General features: G+C 45.7%; 11 protein-coding genes. 6 read left to right on the top strand and 5 right to left on the bottom strand.

The annotated features are described in order from the left end of the window. Positions 1-13 precede the first annotated feature (13 nt). Positions 14-1,189, bottom strand: coding sequence for an efflux RND transporter periplasmic adaptor subunit (locus BUB52_RS14345; protein WP_009120243.1), 1,176 nt, complete (start codon positions 1,187-1,189; stop codon positions 14-16). Between the two features lie 260 nt (positions 1,190-1,449). Here BUB52_RS14345 and BUB52_RS14340 point away from each other — a divergent pair, with 260 nt between their 5' ends. Both BUB52_RS14340 and BUB52_RS14335 read left to right on the top strand, forming a co-directional pair. Then, positions 1,450-3,414 carry an Ig-like domain-containing protein gene (locus BUB52_RS14340; RefSeq protein ID WP_009120244.1) on the top strand — a complete coding sequence of 655 codons (1,965 nt, stop codon included), beginning with the start codon at positions 1,450-1,452 and terminating at the stop codon, positions 3,412-3,414. Continuing rightward, the gene (locus BUB52_RS14335; RefSeq protein ID WP_009120245.1) at positions 3,335-4,243 is read left to right on the top strand and encodes a DUF3108 domain-containing protein; all 909 of its coding nucleotides are present in this window, start codon (positions 3,335-3,337) and stop codon (positions 4,241-4,243) included. The genes BUB52_RS14340 and BUB52_RS14335 overlap by 80 nt, the downstream gene beginning before the upstream one ends. Here the strand turns inward: BUB52_RS14335 and BUB52_RS14330 are convergent. Then, on the bottom strand, positions 4,233-4,637 hold the full coding sequence (locus BUB52_RS14330) for a hotdog fold thioesterase (RefSeq protein WP_009120246.1): 405 nt from the start codon (positions 4,635-4,637) through the stop codon (positions 4,233-4,235). The two genes, BUB52_RS14335 and BUB52_RS14330, sit on opposite strands and share 11 nt — an antisense overlap. 187 nt (positions 4,638-4,824) lie before the next feature. Here BUB52_RS14330 and BUB52_RS14325 point away from each other — a divergent pair, with 187 nt between their 5' ends. From BUB52_RS14325 to BUB52_RS14315, 3 genes are all read left to right on the top strand, one after another. Beyond that, positions 4,825-6,024, top strand: a complete 1,200-nt coding sequence (locus tag BUB52_RS14325) for a glycoside hydrolase family 88 protein (RefSeq protein WP_022217784.1) — start codon at positions 4,825-4,827, stop codon at positions 6,022-6,024. Then, positions 6,021-7,571, top strand: coding sequence for a sulfatase family protein (locus tag BUB52_RS14320; RefSeq protein WP_009120248.1), 1,551 nt, complete (start codon positions 6,021-6,023; stop codon positions 7,569-7,571). The genes BUB52_RS14325 and BUB52_RS14320 overlap by 4 nt, the downstream gene beginning before the upstream one ends. A 188-nt stretch (positions 7,572-7,759) precedes the next feature. Next, positions 7,760-9,790, top strand: a complete 2,031-nt coding sequence (locus tag BUB52_RS14315) for a patatin-like phospholipase family protein (protein ID WP_009120249.1) — start codon at positions 7,760-7,762, stop codon at positions 9,788-9,790. A gap of 4 nt (positions 9,791-9,794) precedes the next feature. Here the strand turns inward: BUB52_RS14315 and cysS are convergent, their stop codons facing one another. Together cysS and BUB52_RS14305 are read right to left on the bottom strand one after the other, a co-directional pair. Then, positions 9,795-11,270: a cysteine--tRNA ligase gene (cysS, locus tag BUB52_RS14310; RefSeq protein WP_009120250.1), complete on the bottom strand. Its 1,476-nt coding sequence runs from the start codon at positions 11,268-11,270 to the stop codon at positions 9,795-9,797. Between the two features lie 71 nt (positions 11,271-11,341). Beyond that, positions 11,342-12,163: a Cof-type HAD-IIB family hydrolase gene (locus BUB52_RS14305; RefSeq protein ID WP_009120251.1), complete on the bottom strand. Its 822-nt coding sequence runs from the start codon at positions 12,161-12,163 to the stop codon at positions 11,342-11,344. A 73-nt stretch (positions 12,164-12,236) separates the two neighbouring features. Between BUB52_RS14305 and mnmA the strand changes: the two genes are divergently transcribed. Further along, positions 12,237-13,289, top strand: a complete 1,053-nt coding sequence (gene mnmA / locus BUB52_RS14300) for a tRNA 2-thiouridine(34) synthase MnmA (protein WP_009120252.1) — start codon at positions 12,237-12,239, stop codon at positions 13,287-13,289. On the opposite strand, the gene BUB52_RS14295 is transcribed toward mnmA, so the two are convergent. Beyond that, the gene (locus BUB52_RS14295) at positions 13,279-14,796 is read right to left on the bottom strand and encodes a GH3 auxin-responsive promoter family protein (RefSeq protein WP_009120253.1); all 1,518 of its coding nucleotides are present in this window, start codon (positions 14,794-14,796) and stop codon (positions 13,279-13,281) included. The two genes, mnmA and BUB52_RS14295, sit on opposite strands and share 11 nt — an antisense overlap. Positions 14,797-14,901: the final 105 nt, after the last annotated feature.

Below are 14,901 nucleotides of genomic sequence, written 5' to 3'. Positions count from 1 at the left end.
GGGGCGTTAAACGTTAATTGAACGCAGTTTGGATATTACCTTCTTTCTGGTCTTTGAGGGCTTTCTGATATTCGGCCTCTTTCTCTTCGGGAGTGATAGGAGTGATGCTTTGTCCGTCTTTGAGGTTCTGTACACCTTCTATCACGATTTTATCACCCGCTTTTAAACCGCCGGTAACATAGAAGTACTTGCCGTCATTCAGGCTGAATACCTGAATCTCGGTATTTTTCAGCGTATTGTCCGGCTGTGCGACGAATACGAACTTCTTGTCCTGTATCTCCGTGGTAGCCGATTGAGGAATCATAATCACGTTCTCCATCGGGTTGGGGAATACCACGTTTCCCGTACCTCCGCTACGCAGAATGTTGTGCTTGTTGGGGAAAAGGGCGCGCATGTTCACCGCTCCTGTGGTTTGGTCGATAACACCGCTGATGGTTTCTACGCGTCCGCTGTCGGCATACATGGTTCCGTCAATCAGCTGCAACTGTACCTGAGGCATTTTTGCCAGGATTTCCTTGATGCTGCCACCCTCGCGTATCAGCGATAGGAGTTGTCTTTCGGTCATAGAGAAGTAAGCGAACATTTCGGAGATATCGGCAACCGTAGTCAGCGGAGTGGCCATGGAGGGGCTTACCAAGCTACCTACACGGTAGGGGATGGTACCTACGATACCGTCGCTGGGACTTGTTACGCTGGTATATGACAGGTTGTTCTTGGCATTAACCAGTTGTGCTTCCGCCTGCGCCAGTTGCGCTTTGGTTTGTGCTAATTGGTTTTCGGCCATTTGCAAGTCGTAATCGCTGATGATATTCTTTTGATTCAGCGTACGCTTGTTGTTTACTGTAAGTTCTTGTGTGTTTACAGCGGCTTTTGCGGTTTCAACCGCGGCTTTGGCAGAGTTTACAGCAGCTTGGTACTGCACAGGGTCGATACTGAACAATACTTGTCCTTTACGAACGACGGAACCTTCGTCCACATGCAATTTAGTGATAAAACCACTCACCATCGGGCGAATTTCCACGTCTTGTTTACCTTTAATAGTAGCCGGATAACTGTTTGTCAAGTTAGCAGTGGTAGTTTCTACTGCAATCACTGCAAATTCGGGTGCTTTGCCCGTGCTTTTGTCACCTTGTCCACAACTGCTGAGCAGTGCCAGGCAACATGCCAATAATACTAATCTACTCTTCATACTCTTTTATTCTCTGTATAATTTTGTTCTAGTTAATCTGAAGCTTTTGTGTGTAAATCATAGAAGAAAAAGGATAGCGGTGAAAACTGAATACTCTTGTTTAGTTTTCGGTCGCAAAATTATTCTTTTCTCTGTATATAAGGTGTGAATATCCCTGTTTTTTAACTATGTTTTATATATACTCGGGAGAAATACTTGTTTTTTGATTAAAATACTGTAAAGCATACTGCTAATTGCGGGATAACCTTTATTTTTGCATCATGTTAGATTACAAGCATCATAATACAATGAAACCGTTTGTACGCCGGTTGCTGGGGGCAGTCATAAGTGCGGCTGTTTTATATTCTTGTGCCAGTGTGGGCCGCCTGGAAGGTGGCTCGATTGACGAAGAGCCGCCTCGTTTTGTCACGAGTTCTCCATTGCCGGGCGCTCTCCATAATAAGAAAAGTAAAATATCCATTGAGTTTGACGAGTTTATCAAGTTGGAGAAAGCGAATGAGAAAGTTGTTATTTCACCGCCTCAGGTGCAGCAGCCGGAAATAAAGGCGAACGGCAAGAGGGTAGTGGTCAACCTGCAAGATACGCTGAAGGCTAATACCACATATACTATCGACTTTGCCGATGCTATCCAGGATAATAATGAAGGAAATCCGATGGAGAGCTTTACTTATACGTTTTCTACCGGTGCGGAGCTCGATTCGATGGCTATTGCCGGCACGTTGCTTGACGCGTCGAATCTGGAACCGGTAAAAGGTGTGCTGGTCGGCTTGCATGCCAATCTGGCCGATTCGGCTTTCACGACGTTGCCTTTCGATCGTGTAGGTCGTACGGATAGCCGCGGAAGATTTTCTATCCGTGGAGTTGCTCCGGGTAAATACCGTATTTATGCTTTAATGGATGCCGACCAGAATTTCAAGTTCTCCCAGCCTACGGAAACCATAGCTTTTAATGATTCCATCATTATCCCTTCCATGGAAGAACGTACGCGCCAGGATACTCTCTGGAGAGACTCTTTGACCATAGACACGATTGTAGAGAGAAGATATACTCATTTCTTGCCGGATGATGTGTTGTTGCGCAGCTTCAAAGAAAAGACTTTCTCGCAGCGCCTTATGAAAACAGAGCGCCTGACTCCGGAGAAGTTCTCTTTCTATTTTACGGCTCCGGCCGATAGCCTGCCTCTGATGAAAGGGCTGAATTTCGATGAAAAGGATGCTTTTGTCATTGAGCAGACCACCGGACGGAATGATACGATTCATTATTGGATAAAGGATTCTTTGCTTTATCAGCAAGATACGTTGCGGATGAGCCTGACTTATTTGTACACGGATACTTTGAATCAGCTGGTTCCCCGGACAGATACCTTGAGAATGGTATCGAAGGTAAGTTGGAAGAAACTGCAGGATAAGAAACAGGAAGAGAAGGAAAAGGCCGAGAAAGAGAAGAAGAAAAGAAGGAAAAAGGGTGAGGAAGAACCGGAACCGACCCCGTTTCTGGCAATGGATGTATATGCGCCTTCGGCAATGGATGTGTACGATTATATCACATTGAGCTTTACGGAACCGATAGCCAGCTTTAGTGACACCGCCTTGCATGTAAGGCAGAAGGTGGATACGTTATGGCAGGATGTGCCGTTTGATTTCATGCGGGATTCGCTGGATTTGAAACGCTACAATCTGTATGCGGACTGGAAACCGGGTGAAAGTTACGCCTTTGAAGTAGACTCGACCGCTTTTCACGGATTATATGGCTTGTTTACCGATAAAGTGAAGAAAGAGTTCACGGTGAAAAAACTGGAAGAGTACGGGCAGATATTCTTCAATATTACCGGAGCCGATTCTTTGGCATTCGTAGAACTGCTGGATGCCCAAGACAAGGTGGTACGAACTGTGCCGGTCGTGGAAGGAAAAGCAGACTTTTATTATTTGAATCCGGGTAAATATGGGGCCCGGCTCATTAACGATACAAACGGGAATGGCGTATGGGATACAGGTGATTATGCCACCAAACGCCAGCCTGAAATGGTTTATTATTATCCGCAAGTACTGGAATTTAAGGCCAACTTTGATTTGATTCAGGATTGGAACGTGAAAGAAAAGCCGTTGGATAAGCAAAAGCCGGATGAACTGAAAAAACAAAAACCAGATGAAGACAAGAAAAAGAAAAATAGCCGGAATAACCGTAACAACAGCAATCGCAACAGCGGTAGGGGATATAGTTACTAAAAAGCAACGAATCGCGGGATTGCTCTTGCTGGCGGGACTTATGTGTCTGGGCGGCATGATGCCTGTGCAGGCTCAATGTGTGGCTAAGAATGAGGCGTTCCAATCGGGGGAACATGTAATGTATGATTTGTATTTCAACTGGAAATTTATCTGGAAGAAAGTAGGGCTGGCGAGTCTGACAACGAATGCTACCACTTACCGTTCCCGTCCTGCCTATCGTTTCAATCTTCTTTCTGTGGGCAGTAAGAAGACGGATTTCTTCTTTAAGATGCGTGATACGCTGACCTGCTATGTCAGCGATAAACTCGAACCGCTCTATTTTCGTAAGGCAGCCGAGGAGGGAAAACGCTATACGGTAGACGAGGCGTGGTTCTCGTATAATGACGGTGTGTCTACCGTGAAGCAGAGACGTACCTGGCATAATCCTGTGCGTGAACCGCAGGAAATGGAATACAGTGACAGCCGTTGTATTTTTGATATGCTGAGTATTCTGGCGCAAGCCCGCTCTTACGATCCCAAAGACTATAAGATAGGCGAGAAGATACTTTTCCCTATGGCAACGGGACGCAGGGTGGAAGAACAGACTCTGATTTACCGCGGAAAGGAAGAAATAGAGGCAAACAACGATACAATCTACCGTTGTCTTGTATTTTCTTTTGTGGAATACAAAAAGGGAAAAGAGAAGGAAGTGATTACTTTCTTCGTTTCAGACGATAAAAACCACCTTCCCATACGCTTGGATATGTATTTGAACTTCGGTTCGGCAAAAGCGTTTCTCAAAAGTGTAAGAGGCAATCGTTATCCGATGACTTCCGTGGTTACAAAGTAAAGGGCAATGCGTCCCCCTTTCTGAAAACGCTGGACTCGAATGTGGCTATCAGTTCTCCTTTCTGGTTGGTAACGTCAATTTGATAATATCCGGTAGTGCGTCCGACGTATCGTTCACGGGCTTCGGCGTACAATGTGTCGCCTACACCGCTGCCGCGCAGGAAAGTGATATTGGAAGACAGTGAAAAGGACAGTACGCCGTGAGAGTTGGCGGCTGCGGCCAAAGCGAGGTCGGCTAACGTAAAGAGCGCTCCGCCTTGGGTGCGGTGTCCGGCATTGAGATGTTCTTCCGTAATTACCAGACGCGCTTTGCTATATCCTTCTTTTATTTCTATCAGTTCTACACCGGTTTTGCCGGCAAAAAGATCTTTTTTGAAAAACTCTTGTGGAGTCATGGAATTTAGGGATTTAATGATTGGTGATTCAATGATTCACGGACAGCATAAAGAAAAACAGATGCTTTCCGATGCAAATGTAACAATTTTAGCTTTTAATTGGATGATTTAGGTGGGTCATTTCCGTATAACCGCGCTACATTTGCCATCGAAAAAACGACAACAATTAATAAATAAATCCTTTATTATGAAAACAGCTCTTACTACATTGGGTATTTCCCTTCTTGTTTTGGCAGGTTGTACAGGACAAAAGCAGCCTGCAAATGACTTCATCCAGGAGAATATTGATAATGCAGTGGCACAGGAAATGCTTCAGACGGACATTATCGAGAAATCAGGTAAAATTCTTAATCCGCGTACCATTAATAAGGATGGCAGCATTCATTATGTTCCCATTGATGACTGGTGCTCCGGCTTCTTTCCCGGTAATATTTGGTATACATACGAGTTGACCGGTGACGACAAGTGGTTGCCGCTGGCGGAAAAGTATACGGAAGCCTTGGATTCCGTACAATATCTGACCTGGCATCATGATGTAGGCTTTATGATCGGTTCCAGTTATCTGAACGGATACCGTTTTGCCAATAAAGAGGAATACAAACCTGTAATTATTCAGACTGCCAAATCATTGTCTACCCGCTTCCGTCCGGGCGCAGGCGTTATTCAATCTTGGGATGCCGACAAAGGCTGGCAGGCAGAACGCGGTTGGAAATGTCCGGTAATCATCGACAATATGATGAACTTGGAGCTGTTGTTCGAAGCTACCAAGCTGTCGGGTGACTCTACTTTCTATAATATAGCCGTGAAACATGCCGATACTACCATGGCTAACCATTTCAGGGCCGACAACAGTTGCTATCACGTAGTAGATTATGATCCCGCAACCGGTGAGGTTCGCAAGAAACAGACGGCGCAAGGCTATGCTGATGAATCGTCTTGGGCTCGCGGACAGGCATGGGCGTTATACGGTTATACAATGTGCTATCGTTACACTCACGATTCCAAATATTTGGATCACGCTGAAAAAGTTTATGACTTTATCTTCAATAACAAGAATCTTCCGGAGGATTTGGTTCCTTATTGGGATTACGATGCTCCCAACATTCCGAACGAGCCTCGTGATGCTTCTGCCGCAGCATGTACGGCTTCTGCGCTTTACGAATTGAGTACGTATATTCCTAATAAGGGTTATAAGGAAACAGCAGACCGAATTATGGAAAGCCTCGCTTCTCCGGCCTATCGTGCGGAGGTAGGAACTAACGGCAACTTTATCCTGATGCATTCGGTAGGCAGTATTCCTCACGGCGCGGAAATAGATGTTCCTCTGAACTATGCCGATTATTATTTCTTGGAAGCTTTGATGCGTAAAAGAGACTTGGAGAAATGAGAAATCAATTGAATATATTGTTAGGTGGTTTAGGCTTGTTCGCCTTGCAGGGTTGTAAAGCTCCGCAGGCGGAACAGGCCCGACAACCGAACGTTATTTATGTCTTTCCTGACCAGTACCGTAATCAGGCGATGGAATTTTGGGGACAGGAAGGTTTTCGGGAGAAAGTGAACTTCCGGAATGACCCGGTGCATACCCCTCGTTTGAATGATTTTGCGAGAGAGTCTTTGGTACTGACTTCTGCCATGAGCAACTGTCCGTTGAGCAGCCCTCATCGGGGTTCATTGCTGACGGGAATGTATCCTAACAAGAGCGGTATCCCTTTGAACTGTAATTCGGACCGTCCTATCAGCTCATTGCGCGAGGATGTAGACTGTGTAAGCGATGTATTCAGTAATGCGGGATATGACTGTGCCTATTTCGGTAAACTGCATGCTGACTTCCCGACTCCCAATGACCCCCAGCGTCCGGGAAAATACGTAGAAGACCGTGTACCCGCATGGGACGCTTATACACCGAAGGACCGTCGTCATGGATTTAACTATTGGTACGCTTACGGAACATTCGATGAGCATAAGAATCCGCATTATTGGGACACAGACGGTAAACGGCATGATCCGCGTGAATGGTCTCCGCTGCATGAGTCGGGTAAGGTTGTTTCTTATCTGAAGAATGAGGGAAATGTACGCGACCCGAAGAAACCGTTCTTTATAATGGTAGGTATGAATCCGCCGCATAGCCCTTATCGCTCATTGGACGACTGCATGGAGCAGGACTTCAATTTATATAAGGACCAGCCATTGGATAGCTTATTGATTCGTCCTAATGCTGATCCTACAATGAAGAAAGCGGAAAGCGCACGTTATTATTTTGCTTCAGTTACGGGTGTAGACCGCGCTTTCGGACAGATACTCGATGCTTTGAAGGAATTGGGACTGGACAAAAATACAATTGTAGTCTTTTCTTCCGATCACGGCGAAACAATGTGCAGCCAGCATACGGATGACCCGAAGAATTCCCCGTTCTCCGAGTCCATGAACGTACCGTTCATCGTTCGTTTCCCTGATAAGATTAAGCCCCGTTTGGATGACTTGATGCTTTCCTCTCCGGATATCATGCCTACTTTATTGGGATTGGCAGGTCTGTCCGATTCCATTCCTACGGATGTGCAGGGACGTAACTATGCTCCGCTGTTTTTCAATGAAAAAGCTGATATTGTACGTCCTACGGGCGCTCTCTATATTCAGAACCTGGACGGAAAGAAAGATGCGGACGGTAAAGTTCGTTCTTATTTCCCTTCATCGCGCGGCTTTAAATCGGCCCGTTACACACTGGCGCTTTATATAGACCGTGATAATCGCAAGCTTGTAAAGAGTTTGTTGTTCGATGACGAGAAAGACCCCTATCAAATGAATAATCTTCCGTTAGAGGAGAATAAAGAAGTAGTAAACGAGTTGTGTGCGGAAATGGGGAAAGTCTTGAAAGAGATTGATGATCCCTGGTATAGAGAGCGCATCTTATCTGACATAATACCATACGATAAATAGAAATAACTGTTGTGAAAGGTTGTTGCAAAGTATTTTGTTATACATCCTTTTGTAGGGAAGAAAGGTTTTTCTGTGAAGAAGGACCTTTCTTTTTTTGTGTGAACCGGCGGTAACTCCTTTTACCGGCAGTGAACTATCGGAAGAATAAGTTGTTTTATTTTCTCTTACTCATGTAAATCCATACGAAGATGAAATATAGGTTATTGGGCTGGTTGCTGTTGCTTCCGTTATTGCTTATGGCGCAAGAGCGTCCGAAAGTTGCCGTTGTGCTGAGTGGAGGCGGAGCGAAGGGTACGGCTCATATCGGTGCCTTGAAAGTGATAGAGAAAGCGGGTATTCCGATAGATTATGTGGTGGGCACCAGTATGGGGGCTATTGTTGGAGGCTTATATGCCATAGGGTATACTCCGGAGCAATTGGACAGTATGGTGAATGCGCAGAACTGGAAGTTCGTTTTGTCGGACGCTCCCAATCCTAAAGATGTATTGCTCGACGATCGTTTACGGTCGGAGCGTTATGTGCTGTCTATTCCTTTTACGTTGAAGTCGGCGGACATTTCGGATGCGGGAATTATTAAGGGGAAGAATATTGCACAGTTGTTTTCGGTATTGACAGAGGGTTATCAGGATTCTGTAAACTTTAGCCGGCTGCCTATTCCGTTCGCATGTGTCTCCGAAAACCTGGTGGATGGGAGCGAGGTTGTGTTTCACAGAGGTGTGTTGGCTACGGCCATGCGCTCCAGTATGTCGATACCCGGGGTATTTGCACCTGTCAATCTGAATGGCAGGGTCTTGGTAGATGGAGGTATGGTGAATAATTATCCGGTAGATGTGGCCTTGCAGATGGGGGCTGATATTATTATCGGAGTGGATGTACAAAGTCCTTTGCTGGATGCCGGGCAACTGAAATCGGTGAAAGATATATTCGGGCAAATCATTAATCTGCAGGGAGAGAAAAAATATCAAGAGAATCTTCGCAAGACCGATTTACATATTAAAGTGGATGTATCGGGTTATTCTGCGGCAAGTTTCACCAAAGAAGCGATTGATACCTTGATAGTGCGTGGAGAACAGGCGGCTATGGCCGATTGGGATAAACTGCTTACATTAAAAAAGAAGATGGGGCTAAGAGAAGATTATCAGCCCCGTCGCCCGGGACCTTTTCCTATCCCTGACGCGGAAAAGAGCAAGACTATTCCCGTTGATCCACAGATAGCCGCTCCTGCCATACGGGAAAACAAGCTGAATGTCGGTATCCGTTTTGATACGGAAGAGCTGGCAGCCTTGCAGGCGAATACGGATATTTATCTGGGAAAACAAAAAGAATCGCAAGTGAGCCTTACCGCCCGTTTAGGAAAACGGACGATGGCAAGAATCGGTTATAATTATCAGTGGAGTAAGGGCTGGCAGACGGGAATTAATTACCGGTTTGATTACAAGGATATTAATATTTATAATGAGGGAAAGCGTACACTTGATTTGACTTTTACCCATCAGCAGCTTACCGCCGGAGTCGCAAAGGATTGGAATAAGATTCAAGTGAGTGCAGGTCTTAATTTCGAGCACTACAACTACCATGATTTGCTGTCGTTGGAGCCGGTGGATGCACTTATGTTTGGAAATAAGTCGCTGTTTACCTATTTTGCCGGGCTGTTGTATAATAATCTGAATGGAAGAAGCGTACCCACCAAAGGTCTGTCATGGTCCGTAATGTATCATCTGTATACGGATAATCTGTTTCAATACGAAGATAACAGCCCTATTTTGGCCTTCTCGGCGCATTGGCAAGGGTGTTTCACTCCGTTAAAGAATTTTACGATTATTCCGTCTATTGACGGGCGTATTCTTACCGGAGGTGATAACTATTCTTTTGCTGTTACTAATATGTTGGGTGGAAATATTGCCGGACGTTATATGCCCCAACAAATACCTTTTGTAGGGATTAACCGTGCGGAGTTGGCTTCCGGTTCATTGATTGTTGCCGGTTTGAAGCTTCGTCAGCGGATATTTAAGAATCAGTATGTATCGGTGACGGGAAACTACGGACGCAGCTCCGATAAGTTGCATGAGTTATTTGAGGATTCCCACTCTTACGACTTGGTAGGAACGGGCATCGGCTATATGTATAATAGTTTTTTGGGACCGTTGGAAATAGAGTTGAATTGGTCTAATCAGACGAAGAAGCTCGGCTGGTACGCCGGCTTCGGATTCGTCTTTTAGATTTTTATTTGTTCAGCTTCCATTCACATCCGTCTTTGGTGTCTTTGATGGCAAAACCTAATGCGGTCAGTTTATCGCGGATTTTGTCGGATGTAGCCCAATCCTTGTTGGCTTTGGCTTTTATGCGCTCTTCCAGCAGCATATCCACTACTTTACCGAAGGCGGCTTCGCGTTCTTCGTTGGAGTTGTTCTCTTCTTTCAGTCCCAATATGTCGAAGCAGAAGAGGTGGAAAGTTTCTTTCAACTCTTGCAAGTCCTCGGCTGTAATGGTGTCATTGCCTGCAATAATGTTGTTTATCATTCTGGCGCCGTCAAAAAGATGGGCTATTACAATCGGAGAGTTCAAATCATCGTTCATAGCTTCATAGCATTTGGCGCGTAATGTTTTTACGTCTACCGTAGAAGCCTTGCCCGGCGTAATCTTTTCCAGCCCATGTACGGCATCCATAAGTCTTGTCAGGCCTTTTTCCGCTGCTTGCAGGGCTTCGTTGCTGAAGTCTACCGTACTGCGGTAGTGTGCCTGAAGGATAAAGAAACGAATAGTCATCGGACTGTAAGCCTGTGCCAGCGTCTTGTTTGAACCGGTGAAGAATTCATCCAGTGTGATGAAGTTGCCGAGGCTTTTACCCATTTTCTGCCCGTTGATGGTTATCATATTGTTATGCATCCAATAGTGTACCATGTCATCGCCCTGTGATGCTACGGATTGTGCGATTTCACATTCGTGATGCGGGAAAACGAGGTCCATGCCGCCACCGTGGATATCGAAATGCTTACCCAGATATTTCTTACCCATTGCGGTACATTCGGCGTGCCAGCCGGGGAAACCGTCACTCCACGGGCTTGGCCAGCGCATGATATGTTCGGGTTGGGCGCGCTTCCACAATGCAAAGTCAGCGGGATTATGCTTTTCTTCCTGGCCGTCCAGTTCGCGGGTGGTGTTCAGTACATCATCCAGGTTACGTCCGGACAGTTTGCCGTAATGATGGTCTTTGTTGTATTTGGCTACATCAAAGTAAATGGAGCCTTCGCTTTCGTAAGCGTAGCCGTTCTTTAATATCTCTTTTACCAGTTCTATCTGCTCGATGATGTGTCCCGATGCATGTGGTTCGATGCTTGGAGAAAGCACGTTCAACGCTTCCATTGCCTTGTGGTAACGGTTGATATAATACTGTGCCACTTCCATGGGTTCGAGTTGCTCCAAACGGGCTTTTTTCGCGATTTTATCTTCGCCATCGTCTGCGTCATGCTCTAAGTGTCCTACATCGGTGATGTTGCGGACATAACGTACTTTATAGCCGATGTGTGTGAGATAGCGGAAAAGCAAATCGAAAGTAATGGCAGGACGTGCATGCCCCAAGTGGGCATCTCCGTAAACGGTCGGTCCACAAACATACATGCCCACGTGAGGAGCATGCAGAGGCACGAATAACTCCTTTTTTCTATCTAAGGTGTTGTAAATGGTCAGTTGTTGTTCCATAACGTTTGATAATTAGTTCTTTTTGGAAAGGCAAAGGTATAACAAATATTTGTAAATTAGGGCTATCTGTTCTAAAAAGCATGTAGGAAGTGTTGTTCTACGGCTATGGCTACTCCATCTTCGTCATTGCCTGGAGCAATGTAATCCGCCGCTGCTTTGACAGGTTCCTGCGCATTTCCCATGGCTATGCCGAGTCCGGCATATTTTATCATGCTGAGGTCATTGTAACCGTCCCCCATGGCTATCATTTCTTCGCGGGTGATACCTGTTTTTTCCAGCAATACGGCGAGAGAGCGGGCTTTGTCTATGCCTAACGGTACGAGTTCGAGAAAATAAGGTTCCGAACGGTATACGCTGATTTGCCTTTGCAGACGCAGGCTGAGTTCGGTTTCCGTATTTATGAGTTGTTCCGGTTCGCCTACGATGAGGCATTTGGGAAGGGGGCGGGGCGTCTCTTGCAGAAAGTTATCTACGCGTCGCACCTGCATTTTGTTGAGGAATGCTTCTTTCTTGACATATGGGTCGTCGGGATTTTCGGTGAGGATGAACTCATTGTCGTAGGTGAGGATGGTTTGCCGGTTGTCAATAGCGGTTTCATAAAGGATAGGAAGCACTTCATCGGGAAGCAGGTTTTTGTATAGTAGTTCGCCGGTGTTCCAGTTTATGATTTCTCCGCCATTGTAGGAAAGAATGTACCCGTTGTGTTCTTTCATTTGTAACTGTTCTGCCAGGGGAGTAATACCGTAGGTGGGACGGCCGGAAGCCAGCACCAGGCGTACGCCGCTTTGTTGCAGACGCAGTAGAGTACGAAGGTTGCGTGGTGATATTTCTTTCTTCGAATTAGTCAGGGTGCCATCCAGGTCGAGGACGAGCAGGCGATAGTCTTGTCTCATGGTTTGAAATTGATTATTTTTTTGAAAGTGACAAAGATAGAGTTTTCTCAGGATGAAATACTATTTTTGCAGCATGAACTCAAAAGAACGTGTATTATTGGGTATGAGCGGCGGCACGGATAGTTCTGTGACTGCTATGAAATTGCAGGAGGCCGGCTATGAAGTAACGGGGGTTACCTTTCGTTTTTATGAGGCGGATGGAAAAGCGGAATATCTGGAAGATGCCCGTACGCTGGCTGATAGACTGGGTATTGAGCATATTATATATGATGCGAGGAAGCTTTTCCGTGAACGTATTATTCGCTATTTTATAGATGAATACCTGGCGGGGCATACTCCTGTTCCCTGCATCCTTTGCAATAATGAGCTGAAATGGAAGCTTTTGGCGGAAATAGCCGATGAAAAGGGAATTTATTGGATTTCTACCGGACATTACGTACGTAAACTCCTTTTAGAGGACACCTATTATATCGCTCCGGCAGCCGACAGAGATAAGGATCAGACTTTCTTTTTGTGGGGTTTGAAGCAAGATATCCTGAAACGAATGTTACTCCCGATGGGGGATATGACAAAGGAGGAGGCACGTGCTTATGCCGCTGGACGTGGATTTATGCGTGTCGCCACTAAGAAAGACAGTATAGGAGTGTGTTTCTGTCCGTTGGACTATCGTTCTTTCTTGAAACGTGAAGTCCCTGCGGAACAGCTTCCGGGCAGGGGACATTTTCTCGATGAAAAGGGGGAAATATTAGGATGGCATGAAGGATATCCTTTCTATACGATAGGTCAGCGGCGTGGACTGGGGCTTCATCTGAATCGTGCCGTATTTGTGAAGGAAATCAAAATGGACACGAACGAGGTGGTACTTGCACCGCTTGCCTCCCTGTATAAAAATGAAATGTATCTTAAGGACTGGAACCTTATCAGTACACATCGGGTGTTAGGGGCGGAGACAGTGATCGTAAAGATACGCTATCGTAAACAAGCAAACCGTTGTATGGTTACTTTGGAAGGGGACGGACATCTGCGAGTATCGTTGTTGGAACCGTTGGAGTCTATCGCTCCGGGGCAAGCCGCCGCTTTCTATGATGCAACCGGCTTGCTGTTGGGCGGTGGTATTATTCTTTGAAATTGAGTTTCAACATTTCCTCAATATGTTCCCTCGTGTTACTGAGGCGCGGTACCTTATGTTGTCCGCCAAGCTTGCCTTTACTGTCCAACCAATCATGGAACAGGCCTTTGCGAGCGACAATTATCTCTAATGGCTGCAAAGCCAAGTCGTTCTGTCGTTTAGCTTCATAATCGGAGTTTACTTCTTTGAGGGTGTCATCCAGTATTTGGGCAAATTTCTCCGGACTATCCGGCATTTGAGCAAACTCAATCAGCCATTGATGACGGCATTTGGCATGTTCGTCCATAAAAACAGGAGCGGCGGAATAGTCTATAATTTGTGCTCCCGTGGCAGCGCAGGCTTTAGTCAGCCCTTTTTCCGCATTGTCTACAATCAGTTCTTCGCCGAAAGCGTTGATGAAATGCTTAGTACGTCCGGTAATGACGAATTTATACGGGTGGTTACCGGTGAACTTCACAGTATCTCCAATCATATAACGCCAAAGCCCGGCAGAAGTGGAGATAACCATTGCGTAGTTTTTATTGAGTTCCACTTCTTCCAGACAACAGATACGAGGATTTTCCTTACCGACATCTTCCAATGGAATAAACTCATAGAAGATACCGTAATCGATCATCAGCAGCATAGCCGGATCGTTCGGGTCGTTCTGTGTGCCAAAATAGCCTTCGGACGCATTGTATGTTTCTATATAGTGCATCTTGGAGCTTTTGATAACCTGTCTGTATTGCTCCCGGTAAGGAGTAAAAGCTACTCCGCCATGGAAGAATACTTCCAGATTAGGCCATACTTCCTCTAAAGACTGTTTTCCGGTTTTCTCGAGTATATGTTTGATAAGTACCAGCATCCAGGAAGGTACACCCGAAAGATTGGTGACGTTGGTATGAAGCGTGCTGCTGGCTATGGCTTCCATTTTGGGTTCGAACTCGCTCATCAGAGCGATTTCCTTGCTTGGTACGCGAATGTGGTTGACCAGCGGGTGTACGTTCTGTATCAGGATGGCGGACAAGTCGCCCACCAGACTATGATTGGAGTTTAGATTAGGGCTGTGACTGCCACCGAGAATCAATCCTTTTCCGGAGAAAAAGCGGCTTTCGGGATTTATTCCCAAATAGATGGAGACGGCATCTTTCCCGCCTTGATAATGAGTATCTTGCAGAGATTCTTTGCTGACAGGTAAGAATTTACTTTTATCATTGGTGGTTCCTGAAGACTTGGCAAACCAGCGTATTTCCGAAGGCCATAGCAGATTCTGCTCACCGGCACGCAAACGGGCTACATAAGGTTTGATTTCTTCGTAAGTTTGTATAGGAAGGCGTTTTTTGAAATCTTCATAAGTACGAATAGAAGCGTAGTCATATTTCTTTCCCCATTCCGTATTGGCGGCCATGCGTACCAAACGTCTCAGAACACCTGCTTGCAGTTCGCTTGCATGGTCGGTATACAGTTCGATTTCTTTCAAGCGGGGGGTGAAGTATACTTTATTCAGAAATTTTGTAATATTCATCGTTCTTATTGAAATCTGTTTAAGTGCGCAAAAATAATCTTATTTATCGGCATCTCTATCTTTTTTCTCTTTTTTTTCTATCTTTACGTCCGTATAGGTGAAAAG

Source organism: Bacteroides clarus YIT 12056 (assembly GCF_900129655.1).
Classification (GTDB): Bacteria; Bacteroidota; Bacteroidia; order Bacteroidales; family Bacteroidaceae; genus Bacteroides; species Bacteroides clarus.
The sequence above is the reverse complement of the archived record's forward strand: the minus strand, read 5'-3'. Positions and strand labels throughout refer to the sequence as shown.